This window comes from Streptomyces sp. Tue6028, assembly GCF_002300165.1.
Taxonomy (GTDB): Bacteria; Actinomycetota; Actinomycetes; order Streptomycetales; family Streptomycetaceae; genus Streptomyces; species Streptomyces siamensis.
This window is the reverse complement of the sequence record NZ_MLCE01000032.1, coordinates 77,052-92,872: the sequence shown is the minus strand read 5'-3', so window position 1 is coordinate 92,872 and position 15,821 is coordinate 77,052. Positions and strand designations below refer to the sequence as shown.

The 15,821-nt window shown below is 73.9% G+C and carries 3 protein-coding genes; all 3 read left to right on the top strand.

Going from position 1 to position 15,821, the window contains the following annotated elements; genetic code table 11:
• Positions 1 to 47 precede the first annotated feature (47 nt).
• Positions 48 to 1,406, top strand: coding sequence for an NAD(P)/FAD-dependent oxidoreductase (locus tag BKI49_RS30515; protein WP_095937510.1), 1,359 nt, complete (start codon positions 48 to 50; stop codon positions 1,404 to 1,406).
• Positions 1,407 to 1,657: 251 nt separating this feature from the next.
• A complete protein-coding gene (locus tag BKI49_RS30510) occupies positions 1,658 to 10,345 on the top strand; it encodes a type I polyketide synthase (RefSeq protein WP_095937509.1) in 8,688 nt (2,895 codons plus the stop codon).
• Complete coding sequence (locus tag BKI49_RS30505; RefSeq protein ID WP_095937508.1) at positions 10,345 to 15,738, top strand: type I polyketide synthase; 5,394 nt, start codon at positions 10,345 to 10,347, stop codon at positions 15,736 to 15,738. The genes BKI49_RS30510 and BKI49_RS30505 overlap by 1 nt, the downstream gene beginning before the upstream one ends.
• Positions 15,739 to 15,821 lie beyond the last annotated feature (83 nt).

Below are 15,821 nucleotides of genomic sequence, written 5' to 3'. Positions count from 1 at the left end.
GGCCACGGCACAGCGCCACCCACCCGAATTCGCGACAGGAGATCACGTTGTCCGAGACATCGGCGAACTACGACTACGACATCGGCATCATCGGCGGCGGACCGGCCGGCTCCACCGCCGCCTCCTACCTCGCCAAGGAGGGGCTGTCCGTGGTGGTCTTCGAATCGGAGACCTTTCCGCGCGACCACGTCGGCGAGTCGCTGGTCCCGGCCACGACTCCGGTGCTCATCGAGACCGGCGCCATGGAGAAGGTCGAGGCCGCGGGCTTCCCCAAGAAGTACGGCGCCGCCTGGACCTCCGCGGAGGACCGGGACATCGACCACATGGGCTTCCAGGGCCTGGACCACGACTTCCGCGCCGCCGAGGTCCTGTTCAGCGAGCGGGACCAGGCGGGCGTCGACCGGGACCACACCTTCCACGTGGACCGCAGCAAGTTCGACCAGATCCTGCTCCAGCACGCGGAGAGCCTGGGCGCGAAGGTCTACCACGGCGTGCGCGTGAACCGGGTCGACTTCACCGACCGGGACCGCCCCGTCATCCAGGCGAAGGTCGGCAACCAGTCGGTCGGTGTCCCCGTCCGCATGGTCATCGACGCGAGCGGCCGGCGCACCATGATGGGGAGCCAGCTCAAGGTCAAGGAGCCGGACCCGGTCTTCAACCAGTACGCGGTGCACACCTGGTTCGACGACTTCGACCGCAAGGCCCTCGCGGTCAACAAGGACCAGGCGGACTACATCTTCATCCACTTCCTCCCGCTGGAGGACACCTGGGTCTGGCAGATCCCGATCACCGACACCATCACGTCCATAGGTGTCGTGACCCAGAAGGCCCGCTTCAAGGAGGCCAAGAACGACCTGGAGACCTTCTTCTGGGACACCATCGGGAGCCGTCCCGCCCTCCAGGACGCGCTGAAGAACGCCAAGCGGGTCAAGGAGTTCAAGGCCGAGGGCGACTACAGCTACGCGCTCACCAAGATCGCCGACGACTCCCTCGTGATGATCGGCGACGCGGCCCGGTTCGTCGACCCGATCTTCTCCAGCGGTGTCAGTGTCGCGCTCAACAGCGCCCGCCTCGCCACCGCCGACATCATCGCGGCGCACAAGGCCGGCGACTTCCGCAAGGAGCGCTTCGACGGCTACGTCAACACGCTCCGCGGCGCGGTCAACAACTGGTACGAGTTCATCTCGATCTACTACCGCCTCAACATCCTCTTCACGGCCTTCGTCCAGGACCCGCGCTACCGCCTGGACGTCCTCAAGATGCTCCAGGGCGACGTGTACGACGGTGAGCCCAAGGCCCTTGCCGCGATGCGGGAGATCGTCGAGGCCGTCGAGAACGACCCCACCCACCTCTGGCACAAGTACCTGGGGACGCTCAAGGCGCCTTCCGCGGCGGCCAAGTTCTAAGGGCCTCGGGGAAGTCCCGGCACACACCGGGCACCACGGAGCCGCACCGGCACCTCCCCGCCGGCGCTCCACGGGTCCGCCGGGTCCGTACCGGCGGACCAGGGCCCGACCGGCCCCGTCCCGGCCGGCAGGCACCACGGCAGCCGACCGCTGCCGGGCACGACCCGGGTGGCGTGGACGCCCCTCCCGCCACCCGGCCCCGGACCTCGTCCGCACCCACTGTCTGTCGCACTCCCGGAGGGGGATCAGCCATGCCCGCCCGCAACGGAATCACCACCGATCCGGCCATAGCCCTTGTCGGCATCGGGTGCCGTTACCCGGGCGGGGTGGACGGTCCCGAGTCCTTCTGGCGCGTCCTGAGGGACGGCGTCGACGTCATCGGGGAGATCCCGCCCGAACGCTGGGGACCCGAGTACATCAGTGAGGACGGGTCCGCGCCGGGCACCGGCTACTGCCGCTACGCGGGAGTGCTGCCGGGGCTCGACCAATTCGACGCCGACTTCTTCGGCATCTCGTTCCGCGAGGCACGCGAGATGGACCCGCAACAGCGGCTCCTGCTCGAAGTCTCCTGGGAGGCCCTGGAGCACGCGGGGCTCACCAAGCCGCAGCTCGCCGGCTCCCGCACCGGCGTCTTCTTCGGCATGCTGGGCATGGACTACACCCTGCTGCACTCCAAGACGCGCGGTGTGAAGGCCATCGACCCGTACTACGCGAGCGGCAAGGAGTTCAGCTTCGCGCCGGGCCGCGTCGCCTACACGCTGGGGCTGCACGGGCCGGCGCTCGCCGTGAACACCGCATGCTCCTCGTCCCTGGTGGCCGTGCACCTGGCCTGCCGGGCGCTCGCGAGCGGCGAGGCGGACACGGCGCTCGCCGGCGGTGTGAACGTCCTCGCCGCCCCCGAACTGTCCATCTTCATGAGCAAGGTGCAGGCCCTGTCGCCCACCGGACGGTGCAAGCCGTTCGCCGCCGACGCGGACGGCATCGTCCGCGGCGAGGGCTGCGGCGTCGTCGTGCTCAAGCGGCTCGACGACGCGCTCGCCGACGGCGACCGGGTGCTCGCGGTCATCCGGGGCAGCGCCTTCAACCACGACGGCCGCAGCGCCGGCCTGACCGTGCCCAACGCCTCCGCGCAGGAGGCGCTGCTGCGGGAGGCGCTGCTGCGCGCGGACGCCACCCCCGACGAGGTCGCCTTCGTCGAGGCCCACGGCACGGGCACGCCGCTCGGCGACCCGATCGAGGCCTTCGCCCTGTCCGAGGTGTTCGGGCCCGGCCGCGACCCCGGTCACAAGCTCCACATCGGCTCGCACAAGGCCAACTTCGGGCACACCGACGCGGCCGCCGGCGTGGCCGCGCTGATCAAGACCGTACTGACCGCGCGGCACCGGGTGATACCGCCGCAGCTGCACCTCGGCACGCCCAACCCCGCCATCCCCTGGAACGACGGCCCGCTGAGCGTCTGTGCCGAGGCCCGGCCGCTGGACGAGGACGCGGGCACGCTGTTCGGTGTCAGCGCCTTCGGCCTCAGCGGCACCAACGCCCACCTGCTGCTGTCCGCGCCCCCGGCCCCCGCGCCCGAGTCCGCCGCTCCCCCGCAGGACGGCCCCCGGGTGCTGCTGCTCTCCGGCTCCACGGAGGCCGCCCTCCAGGCACGCGCACGGGACCTCGCCGAGACCCTCGACGGTCCGCAGCCGCTGGCCGACGTGCTGCACACCGCGGCCGTGCGCCGCACCCACCACGAGGCACGGGCCACCGTGATCGGCGCGGACGCGCACGAGCTGCGCGCCTCGCTGCTCGACCTGGCCCAGGGCGCCCCGGACGAGCGCACCGTCACCGGCACCGCGGAGTCCCGGCGCCGCCACCACACCGTGTTCGTCTTCTCCGGGCAGGGCTCGCAGTGGCGCGGCATGGGCCTGGACCTGTGGGACCGCGATCCGGTCGCCGCGGCGGGTCTGGAACGCGGCGACGCCGTCCTGCGCGAACTGGGGCTGCCCGGCCTGCGCCGACTGCTCGGCGACAGCGATCTCTCCGCCACCGAGCTGGCGCAACCGGCGGTCGTGGCGGTCCAGTTGGCCCTGGCCGAGGTGTGGCGCTCGCGCGGCGTGGAACCGACCAAGGTCGTCGGGCACAGCCTCGGCGAGATCTCGGCCGCCTGTTTCACCGGCGCCCTCGACCTGCCCACGGCGCTCGACCTGGCCGTGCGGCGCGGGCGCATCATGGCCGCCGCCGCGGGCACCGGGCGGATGCTCGCGGTGGCACTCTCCGAGGAGGAGGCGGCCGAGGCCGCCGCCGGGACCGGCCGCGCGGTCACGGTCGCCACGGTCAACGGGCCGGGCGCCACCGTGCTCGCCGGTTCCGAGGACGATCTGACGGCGATCGCCTCGCTGCTGCGCGAGCGGTCCGTCCCGGCCCGCTTCGTGCCTGGCGACTACGCGTTCCACAGCCCGGCCATGGCGCCGTTCGCGGAGGAACTGCGCGCGGAACTGGGCGACTTGACGGCCGATCGGCCCGAGGCGTTCGTGTCCACCGTGTGGCCCGATGAACCTCCGGCCACGCTGGACGCGGCCTACTGGGCCGCCAACGTGCTCCGCCCGGTCCGCTTCTGGCCCGCCGTGCGCACCCTCCTGAACGACCGCGGCGCGGACTTCGTCGAGATCGGCCCGCACCCCACGCTCGTACGCCCGCTGACCGAGGCCCTCACGTCGCTGCGGCGCCAGGGCGTCGCGGTCGGTTCGCTGCGCAGGGACACCGACGGCACGGCGACGATGCTGTCCTCGCTCGCCGCCCTGCACTGCGCCGGCGCCGACGTCCGCTGGGCGGACCTCGTCCCGGGCCGGCTCACGGAGCTGCCCCGGCACCCCTGGCAGCACGAGTCGTTCTGGCTGCCCGACGTGACCCCCGGCACCCAGTACGCACCGGCCGCGCGGCCCGACGCACAGGCCGCCCCCGCCCGGCTCGCCGTGCAACTGCTGGACCCCTCGGGCAGGCCGCTCGGGCCCGCGCGCCAACTCGACCTCGGCGTCACGCCCGAAGACACCGCCACGAACCCGCCGGAGCCCCTCGGTTCCGGCGGCACCGCCCCGGTCGCCGCCCCCACCCCCCTCGGGGCCGACCGGGAAGCCGCCTCGTCCGTCACCGCCCCGTACCATCCCCCGGCGGGAGCGGTGGCGGACGGGACCGGAACCGGCCCGGCCACGACGGAGGCCGGGAGCACCCGGGACGCCGCGGCGCCCGACCCCGCACCGGACGCGGCGAGCGCCGACCGCGAACGCAGGACCCTGATGCGGACGACGTCCGAGGTGCTCGCGGAGACCCTCGGCCAGGACCCGGGCCGGCGCATCCCGCCCCGGCGCGGCTTCGCCGACCTCGGTCTGGACTCGCTGAGCATCGTGGAGTTCGTGGACCGCCTGGGGATGCGGGTCGGCCTGGACATCCCGCTGTCGACCCCCTTCGAACGCCCCTGCCTGGACGAGCTGGTCGACCATCTGCTGCCGCAGGTGCTCGCGAAGAAGGCTCCGCGGCCGTCCTCCGCGGAGCTCGCCGCGACCGACCGGACACAGACCCAGCAGGCCGGCGCGCCCGCGCCCGCCGACGACCCGATCGCGGTGGTCGGCATGAGCTGCCGGTTCCCCGGCAGCCCCACGGTGCGGGACTACTGGCGGCTCCTGCTCGACGGCCGCGAGGTCATCCGCGACGTGCCCGCGGACCGCTGGGACGGCCAGGCCTTCCTGTCGGACGGGCCGTGGACGCCCGGCACGATGACCTCGCTGCGCGGCGGGTACCTCGACGACGTGCGCGGCTTCGACGCGGCGTTCTTCCGGGTCTCGCCGCGCGAGGCGCGCAGCCTCGACCCGCAGCACCGGCTGTTCCTCGAAGTGGCCTACGAGGCGCTGGAGGACGCCGGCGCGACCCGTGACCGGCTGCGCGGTTCGGCGACGGGTGTGTTCGTCGGCATGAACAGCTCGGACCACGCGCAGCACGTCGGCAGCCGGCTCCAGGACGTCGACCTCTACTACGGCACCGGGAACTCCTTCGCCGGAGCGTCCGGACGGCTCTCCTACTTCCTGGGCCTGACCGGGCCGAGCATGGCCGTGGACACCGCCTGCTCGTCCTCGCTCACCGCCGTGCACCTGGCCATGCAGAGCCTGCGCCAGGGCGAGAGCGACCTCGCGGTGGCCGGTGGCGTCAACGTGATCCTCAGTCCGGTGATCCCGGTCGCCGTGTCGGCCGGCGGCGCCCTCTCCCCCAGCGGCCACTGCCGTACGTTCGACGAGGCGGCCGACGGCTATCTGCGCGGCGAGGGGTCCGGTGCGATCGTCCTGAAACGGCTGTCGACCGCCCTCGCCGACGGCGACCGGATCTACGCCGTGCTGCCCGGCAGCGCGGTGAACCAGGACGGGGCGAGCAGCGGGCTGACCGTGCCGAACGGCACGGCGCAGCGCGCGCTGATCGAACAGGCCCTGAGCCAGGCGGGACTGACCGGACGCGACGTCGGCTACGCCGAGGCGCACGGCACCGGCACACCGCTGGGCGATCCCGTCGAACTGCGGGCGCTCGCCCAGGCGCTGCGCCCCGAGGGGGCCGACGGCGCCCCGCTCCTGGTCGGCTCCGCCAAGCCCAACATCGGGCATCTGGAGGCCTCGGCCGGCATGGCCGGGCTCATCAAGGCGGTCCTGTCGGTGCATCACGACCGGATCGCGCCGCACATCGGGGTGAGCACCACGCCGACGCGGCAGGTCGCCTGGGAGCGGCTGGGCCTGGAGATCGCCGAGGGCATGGAGGCGTGGCCCGAGGACGGCCGGCGCCGGGTCGCCGGGGTGAGCTCCTTCGGGTTCACCGGGACCAACGCGCACGTCCTGGTCGCCCAGGCACCGACGGCCGCGGAGAGCGGCGGCGAGCCCCCGGCACGCTTCGCGCTGCCGCTGTCCGCCGCGCAGGAGGCGGCGCTGCCGGCCGCCGCGAAGCAGTACCTCGCGCTGCTGGAGCCGGGCGACGCGACCGCCCTCGCCGACCTGTCGTACACGGCGTCGGCGCGCCGCAGTCACCTCGACCACCGGGCCGTCGTGGTCGGCCGGGACGTGGTCGGCGTCCGGTCCGCGCTGCGCGCCCTGAGCAAGGGCGAGGAGCACGCCCAGGTCCTCACGGGCACAGCCGAGCTGGAGCGCTCCTGTGTGTTCGTCTTCTCCGGCTTCGGCTCCCAGTGGGCGGGCATGGGCCGCCGGCTCCTCGAGAGCGAGCCGGTGTTCCGGGACGCGGTGCTGGCCTGCGAGGAGGAGATGCGGAAGTGGATCGCCTGGTCCCCGCTGGCCTCGCTGCGCGGCGAGCCGGACAGCCGCCCCTTCGACGAAGGCATCCCGCAGGAACTCATCTTCACCGTGCAGGTCGGCCTGGTCGCCCTGTGGCGCAGCTGGGGTGTGGTGCCCGAGGCGGTCGTCGGGCACAGCATGGGCGAGGTGGCCGCCGCCTGGGCCGCCGGGGCGCTGACCCTGGCGCAGGCCGCGGAGATCCTGTGCCTGCGCTCGCGGCTCCTCGACACGCTGGTGGGCACCGGCGGTTCGATCGTCGTCGGGCTGCCCCGTGCGGAACTGGCGCCGTATCTGGTGCTGTACGAGGACAAGCTGGGCGTCGCCACGATCAACGGGCCGCGCACCACGGTCGTCGCGGGCGACGTCGACGCCCTGGAGGAGCTGGCCGAGGAGCTCACCGAGGCGAACGTGTTCGTCCGCCGGGTCAAGGTGCCGGTGGCGCCGCACTCGCCGCTGATGGAGCCGCTACGTGAGCGGCTGGTGGCGGGGCTCGCGGATCTGGTGCCCGCCGAGGCCCGCGTCCCGTTCTACTCCTCCGTCGAGGGCCGCGAGGTGGCGGGATCCGCGCTCACCGCCGAGTACTGGGGCCGCAATCTGCGCAACACCGTGCTCTTCCAGGACGCGGTGAGCGCGGTGGAGGACCCGCAGGACCGGGTGTTCGTGGAGGTGTCCCCGCATCCCGTGCTGGTCTCCGGCACCGAGGAGTCGTTGCGGGCCGCCGGTGTGGCACAGCCCGTGGTGCTGCCCTCCCTCGTCCGTGACGAGGACGAAGTGGGCACGCTGCTGGGCTCGTTGGGCACGCTGCACGCGCAGGGCGTCCCGGTCGACTGGGCGGCGTTCGCCGGCCCGGGCCGCGCGGTGGTGGACCTGCCCGGCTATCCGTGGCAGCGCAAGGAGCACTGGCTGCAGGACACGCCCGTGGACCGTGCCGGCGGTTCGGGCTCCCTCGTCGGCGCACCGGTCCGGCCGACGACCGCGCCGTGGACGGCGCTGCTCCCGGTGACGGTCGACGGCACCCGCAGCCCGTGGCAGGTCAGCGGCGCCGGAGCCGGTACGACGGTCTCGGCGCCCGCACTCCTGGAGGCCGCCCTCGCCGGGGCCGCGGCGACGGGCTCACCCGCGCCGGTGCTCCACGACGTGCGGTTCGGCACGCCGCCGCGAGCGGACGAGGACGGTCGTGCCGGTCTCCAGGCCGTCGTCGACACCCGTCAGGGCACGGTCGTGCTGCGCCGGCTGTCCGGTGACGGCGACGGCGACGGGCCCGCGCTGACCGCGTCGACCGACGGGTCGCACGGGCCCGCCGCGAGCGCTCCCGATCCGTCGGCGCTCGCCGACGACGAACCCCTCAGGGCCACGCTGGCCGAGCGCTTCCCCGCGCTCGGGGTGCGGGCGGCCGGCAGCGGCCGGGGCGGCGCGGACGTCACCGTGGAACTGGCGGACGGCGCCTCCCGGCACCGGCTGCCCGCCGAACTGCTGCGGCTGGCGCTGCATCTGATCGCGGACGGCGCCGGCGGCGACGCGGGAGGGGACGGCGAACCGCTGCCCGCCGCCATCGCGTCGGTCCGGGTCCGCGCCGCCGTGGAGGGCACCGTACGGCTGTTGCGGGGACAGGTCCGGGCCGGCACGGACGGGCGGCCCGAGGCCGATGTGGCCGTCCTCGACGCGGCCGGACGTGCCGTCGTGGAGCTGGCCGGGCTGCGCCTGGCGGGCCCGACCGAGCCTGCCGCGGCCGACGCGGACCGGGACCGGGTCGCCGACCTGCTGTACCGGATGGTGTGGCACCCCGCGGGCCAGCGGCCGGCCGGCCGTGACGGCGCGCAGGCCGCGCCCGCGACACGTTGGCTGGTGTGCGGTGACACCGAACATCTGGCGGGCGTCGTCGCCGACGGGCTGCGGGCGGCGGGCTGCGAGGTGCGCCGGGTGCGTTCCGCCGACGTACCCGGCGAAGCGGGTCTCGTCGTCGATCCCACCGACCGGGACGCGTGGCGGACGTTTCTCGCGGTGCACGCGAACGAGGGGACCACGGGCATCTGCGACCTGTGGCCGCTGGAGGACCTCGACTCCCGGCCGGACGGGTGGCGCGTCACCACCGCGCTGACCGCCGCCCTGGCCGAGGCCGAGGGGACCCCGCCCCGCCTGTGGCTGGTCACCCGGCAGGCCCTGCTGCCGGCCGGTCACGAGGGCTTCCCCGACGGGAACCAGGGCGCGCACGCCGGGCTCGGCCGGACCCTGGCGATGACCCGCCCCGAGGCCTGGGGCGGCCACGTCGACCTGAGCCGCGGCAGTGCGGAGGAACTGCGGGCCCTGGTGACACGGCTGCTGTGCGCGCCGGGCGACGAGCACGTCCGCGTCGAGCACTCCTCCGTCCAGGTGGGCGCGCTGGTGCGGGCCGACGTGCCCGACCGGCCCGGCAGGCGGCCGCTGTCCGCGGAGCGCTGGCATCTGGTGACCGGTGCGGGCGGCGCCCTGCTGCCCCCGGTGGTGGACTGGCTGGTCGGCGCGGGCGCCCGGCGGATCGTGCTCGCGGACACCGAGCCCGAGCAGGCCGAGCGGCTCCCGGTCGACGACCGGATCGCCGGGTGGCGCGCCGCGGGCGCCGAGGTCCGCGCGGTCCGTACCCGCGGCGCTCGCGAGGAACTGGCCTCGTTGGTCGAGGAGTTGCGTGCCGACACCGGGATCGCAGGTGTGGTGTGCGCGGCGGCTCCGGAACTGGCGACCCCGCTGGAGGAGACCACCGAGGCCGCGCTGCGGGCGGAGTGGAACCGCGCGGAGACGGCCGAGCTCCTGCACCGGCTCACCGCGAAGGACCCGGTGCGTCTGTTCGTCCTGCTGGGGTCCGTTCCGGGCACGTGGGGCGGCGCCGTGACGGGCGCCGCGGCACCCTCCGACTGGTCGCTGCGGGCGCTGGCCGCGCGCCGCAGGGCCTCGGGACTGCCGGTGGCGCACGTGGAGCTGATGCCCCTCGAAGGCAGCCAACTCCTCGACGAACGGACGACTTTACTGCTGAAGTCCAGCGGGGTCGCCCCGCTGCGGGAGCGGGACCTGGTCACCGCCCTCGACCTGCTGGTCTGGGACCACACGGTGCACGCCTGCGTGGCCGACGTGGACTGGGAGCTGTTCGGGAGCGCGCTCGCCGACGCCCCGCACCGGGAGCTGTTCCGCACCGTCCTGGGGGCGGCGCGGCAGACCGGCGGCACCGAGTTCGTGGCCGGGCTGCGGGGCCTGGATCCCGGGCAGCGCCGGGACCGGATGCTCGACTGGGTGTGCGCGCAGGTCGCCGCGGTGCTCGGGCTCGCGGAGGACGATCTCCGCGCCGACCAGGGCTTCTTCGAGCTCGGCATGGACTCGGTGATGTCGCTGACGCTGCGGCTGCGGCTGTCCCGGGAGCTGGAGACCGAGCTGTCCTCGACGGTCGCCTTCGAGCACCCGACGGCGCTGGCGCTCACCGCGCACCTGCTGGAGCAGCTCGGCCTCCCGGCCGCCGGCTCCGACGACGCGGCCGCCGATCCGGTCGCGGTCGACGAGGACGGTGCCGAGCCCGCCGACGACCTGGACGACCTCGACGACGACGAACTGCTACGCCAGCTGGAGGCGGAGATCTCCGACTCACGGGCGCTTGGATTTGAGGAGAACTGATGACGAAGAGCCAAGCCGAGCAGCCGAGCCAGGAGGTCCTCCGCGGTCGGCTCAAGGACTCCCTCGGCACGATCCGCAGTCTGCGCGCGCGGGTTCAGGAGCTCCAGCAGCCACAGCCGCTGGCCGTGATCGGTCTGTCCTGCCGGCTGCCGGGCGGCGCGACGCCCGAGGCGTTCTGGGAGTCGCTGGCCGAGGGCCGTGACTCGACGTCCCAGTTCCCCGAGGAACGGCACTCCGTCGCGGGGTTCTACAACCCGGACCCGGACCACCCGGGCACCGCGTACACGCTGTCGGGGAACTTCCTCGACGGTCCGGTGGACACCTTCGATCCGACCGTGTTCGGGATCTCGCCGCGGGAGGCGGCGGGCATGGACCCGCAGCAGCGGCTGGTGCTGGAACTGGCCTGGGAGGCCATGGAGAACGCCTGCCTGCCGCCGAGCGAGCTGGAGGGCAGCCGGGTCGGCGTGTTCCTCGGCGCGAGTACCAGCGACTACGTACGGATGCGGCAGCAGAAGGGCTCGATGGCGGACGTCGACGCCTACCAGCTGATCGGCGAGCCGAGCTTCCTGGCCGGACGGATCTCCTACACGTTCGGGTTCCAGGGTCCCAGCATGGTGATCGACACGGCGTGCTCGTCGTCGCTGGTGGCGCTGGAGCAGGCCGTGCTGTCGCTGCGTTCGGGCGCCTGCGACATGGCGCTGGTCGGCGGCGTGAACCTGATGCTGTCGCCGTACGGATTCGTCCTGGTGAGCAAGTTGCGGGCGCTGTCGCCGGACGGACGGTGCAAGACGTTCGACGCCTCCGCCGACGGGTACGCGCGCGGTGAGGGCGGCGCGCTGTTCGTGCTGAAGCGGCTGAGCGAGGCGGAGGCCGCCGGGGACCGCGTCCTCGCGGTGGTGCGCGGCGTGGCGACGGAGCACGACGGACGCAGCAGTGGTCTGACGGTCCCCAACCCGGCCGCGCAGCAGAACGTCATCACCTCCGCCCTGAAGGACGCGGGGGTCTCCCCCGCCGAGCTGACCTATGTCGAGGCGCACGGCACCGGCACCCAGCTGGGCGACCCGATCGAGCTCAAGGCGCTGAACGCGGTCACCAGCACCGGGCGCGCGGCCGACCGTCCGCTGCTCGTCGGCTCGGTGAAGACGAACATCGGCCATCTGGAGCCGGCCGCGGGAGCGGCGGGCCTGCTGAAGGTCGTCCTCGCCCTCCAGCACGACACGCTGCCCCGGCATCTGCACCTCAAGGACCCCAACCCGCAGGTCCCCTGGGACGCCATCAATCTGAAGGTGACCGCGGAGGACACCGTCTGGCCGGACGGGCCGAGGATCGCCGGGGTGAGCAGCTTCGGGGCCAGCGGCACCAACGCGCACACCGTGCTCGGCGAGGCGCCCCGGCCCGCTCCCCGCGAGGGCACCCCGCGCGAGGTGGGACTGCTCACGCTGAGCGCCAACAGCCCGGAGGCGCTCCGCGCGATGGCGGGCGTGTACGAGGAGCGGGTGCGGGAGGCGGACCCGCGGACCCTGTCGGACATCTGCTACTCGTCGCACATCGGGCGGGCCCGGATGAAGCACGGCCTCAGCGTGACCGGCGATCGCGGTCAACTCGCCGCGGGGCTGGCCGCGTTCGCCGCCGGTGAGCGGGCCGACCAGGTCACGGCGCACGGTCCGTCGGGCGCCAAGGCCCGTCGGCTCGGCTGGATGTTCACCGGGCAGGGCTCGCAGTACGCCGGGATGGCCTCCTCCCTCGCGGCGGCGGAGCCGGTCTTCGCGGACGCCCTGGCCCAGGTGGTCGAGGCTCTCGACCACCATCTGGACGAGCCTCTCGGCCCGGTCCTGTCCGACGGCGAGCGCATCGACCGGACGGGTTTCACCCAGCCCGCGCTGTTCGCCGTGGAGTACGCGCTGGCGAAGATGTGGGAGTCGTGGGGGGTGCGGCCGACCGCGCTGATCGGGCACAGCCTGGGCGAGATCACGGCGGCGTGCGTCGCCGGGGTGCACTCGCTCGACGACGCCGCGCGGCTGGTCACGGCCCGCGCCCGGCTCATGGAGGCCCTGCCCACGGGCGGTGTGATGGAGACCCTGGTCTGCGACGAGGAGACCGTGCGCGCGGCGATCGCCGAGGCGGGCCCGGTGCCTTCGGTCGCGGTGGCGGCGGTCAACGGCCCGACGGACGTGGTCCTGTCGGGCCCCGAGGACGAGGTCGCCCGGGTCGTCGAGGTGCTGGCGGACCGGGGCGTGAAGCACCGCAGGCTCGTCGTCTCGCACGCGTTCCACTCCCCGCTGATGGCGCCGATGATCGACGAGTTCCGCAAGGTCACCGAGACGCTGACCTTCCATCAGCCCAAGTACCCGATCATCTCGAACGTGACGGGCCGCGAGTGGGGGCCCGAACAGCTGCGCCCCGCCTACTGGTCCGAGCACGTGCTGGCGCCCGTGCGCTTCTACGCGGGCGTCACCACCCTGTACGAGACGGGCTGCCGCACATTCCTCGAACTCGGCCCGGCGCCGGTGCTCCTCGGTCTGGGCGCGCGCTGCCTGCCCGAGGACGGGGTCGGCTGGATCCCGTCGCTGCGCCGTGACCGCGAGGACGCGCACATCGTGGGCCAGGCGCTGGGCGCGCTGCACCACCGCGGTGTGCCGGTCGACTGGAACGCGGTGCACCGCGACGAGAAGCCGCGCCGCACCTCGCTGCCCAGCTATCCGTGGCAGCGCGAGCGGTACTGGTTCAACGACGACGCGCCGGGCGACGCACCGGAGTTCGCGGCCGACGACGCGCCGGGGGCGCTCTTCGAGGGCCATCTGCTGTCCGGCGCGCCCACCTTCTCGCCCCAGCTGGACGACCTGTCCGACGTGTTCGTGCAGACGGGCCCGGACGGCCGGCGGTCCGTGTCGGCGGGCGGCTTCTGCCACTGGGCGCTGGCGGGCGCGGCGAAGCTGCCCGGCGCGCAGCCCCGCCTCGTGGACCGTTTCGTGGTCGGTGAGCCGCTGCTCCTCGACCCGGAGCACCGCCCCGCCCGCATACGGGTCTACGTGCTGCCGCAGGACGACGAGGGCCGCTCGCTGTTCCTCTGCTTCTCCCGGCAGGGCGTCGACTCGGTGGAGAGCGGCAGCTGGCGCCTGCACGCCCGCGGTGTGCTGGTGCGCCGTCCCACGGACACTCGGCGCGCCGACGGCGACCTCGACGCCGTACGGGCCCGGTGCGTGCCGGTCGACCCCGCCGACATCACGGTGCCCGACTGGGCCGAGCCGGTCCTCAACGAGGTGTACCAGGGACCCGGCGAGGTGCTCGCCGAGGTCAACCGTGCCGCCGAGGACCTGCCCCGCGGCGCCCTGCTCGACCTGACGCTGGGCCTGCTGCGCCAGTCCGAGAACGCCCCGCGGCCGGGCGGCACCCCGGTGCCCACGGCGGTGCCCGAGGGCACCCGGCGTTACGTCCACGGCTGGCTGGACCCGTCCGGGGAGGACGGTGAGCTGCGCGGCGGCCTGGAGATCCTGGGATCCGACGGCAGCGTGCTGATCATGATGCGGGACGTCCATCTGCGGTCGTCGACGCAGCCCGCGCCGGACGTGCCGCGCACCGCTCGCGAGGAGACGGTGTGGGAGCAGGTCTGGCGGCCCGCGGCCCCGGAGGCGTTCGCCGAGGGGAGTCTGCGCGACGAGCGGGTGCTGCTGGTCGGCTCGGACCGCGCGGACACCGGTCTGATGGAAGCGGTGGCGAAGCAACTGACGCTGCGCGGCGCGGTGGTGGCGCAGTCCGAGCCGTCGGCCGAGGCGGTGCTCCAGGCGCTGGACGCGGGCCGTCCGTACGGGCATCTGGTCCTGCTCAGCGGCCTCGAACTCCCGCTGACCGGGTACGACGCCGAGTCCGTGGGACAGGCACGGGCCGCGGCGGAGCACGTCTTTCTGGCCGCCGCCCGGCAGCTCGCCCTCGACGAGGCGGCCACGCGGCTGTGGGTGGTGACACGCGGCGCCCAGTGGACCGGCACCGGGCAGCAGGAGATCTGTCTGCCGGCTGCTCCGCTGTGGGGTCTGGGCAAGGTGGCCGCGCTCGAACACCCGGAGCTGTGGGGCGGACTGCTCGACCTGGACCCGGCCGGAGAGGCGGACGAGGCGGCGCGGATCGCTGACCTCGTCGCGACCCGCAGCGCCGAGGATCTGACGGCCCGGCGCGGCGGCACCGTGCTGGTGCCCCGGCTGGTGGCGGCCGGCTCGGGCGACGAGGACACGCCCCGGCCGACCCCGCAGCTGAGCGACCTCGGGAGCTATCTCGTCACCGGCGGACTCGGCAGCCTCGGCCTGCTGATGGGCGAGTGGCTGGCCCGCAACGGCGCGGGCACCGTCGTCCTGGCCGGACGGTCGGGCCTGCCGGACCGCGCGGCCTGGGACGACCCGCAGCACGACGACACCACCGCGTCCCGGATCGCCGGAGTGCGCCGTATCGAGGCCCAGGGCGCGGACGTACGGGTGGTGGCGCTGGACGCCGCCGACGAGACGGCGCTGCGCTCGCTGACCGACCAACTCGGCCTGGCGGGCCGCCCGTTGCGTGGTGTGGTGCACGCGGCCGGCCTGTCGGAGCCGCAGTTCCTGCGGGAGAGCGACCCGGACACCTACGACCGCTGCCTGCACGCGAAGGTGGACGGCACCTGGGCGCTGCACAACGCCACCGTCGACCAGGAACTGGACCTGTTCGTCTCCTTCTCCTCGATCGCCTCGGTGTGGGGCTCGCAGCACCTGGCGGCGTACTCCGCCGCCAACGCCTTCCTCGACTCCTTCGCCCACTTCCGGCAGCTGCGGGGACTGACCGCCACGACGGTGAGCTGGGGGCCGTGGGCCGCCAGGTCCGGGCTCGCGGACGACTCGGTGATGGCGTTCCTGCGCTCCATCGGGCTGCACCAGCTCAACCCCGACCACGCGCTGGAGCTGCTCGGCGAGGCCGTGGTCGACGGCGTCGCGCACCGCACCGTGTGCTCCGCGGACTGGACGCTGTTCCGCGACCTGATGGAGGCGCGCCGGGAGCGGCCCATGCTCGGCGAGGTCCGCAGCGCGCCCGCCGCGGGCCGGGCGGACGACTCCGAACTCGGGCCGCTGACGGCCCGGTTGATCGGTCTGAGCCGCACCGAGCGGCTGGCCGAGCTCAACGAGTACATCCGCGTGCAGCTGTCGGAGATCCTGCGCCTGGAGCTCGACAGCCTCAGCGAGGACACCCGGCTCGCCGACATGGGCCTGGACAGCCTCATGGTGATGGAGCTGATCAGCCGGTGCCGCGACGACCTCGGCCTGGAGATCAACAGCCGCGACTTCTTCGCCTGCCCCGGCATCCACTGGGGCTCCTTCCTCCACGAGCTGATCGAGGAGAAGTTCCCGGCCGGCAGCCGGCCGACGGACCCGGCATGACACCCCTGGGTCCGGGGTGCGCGGCACGTGCCGCGCGCCCCGGACCCTCCCGTACCACCACTCCGCCCCGACCCCTGGAGGAA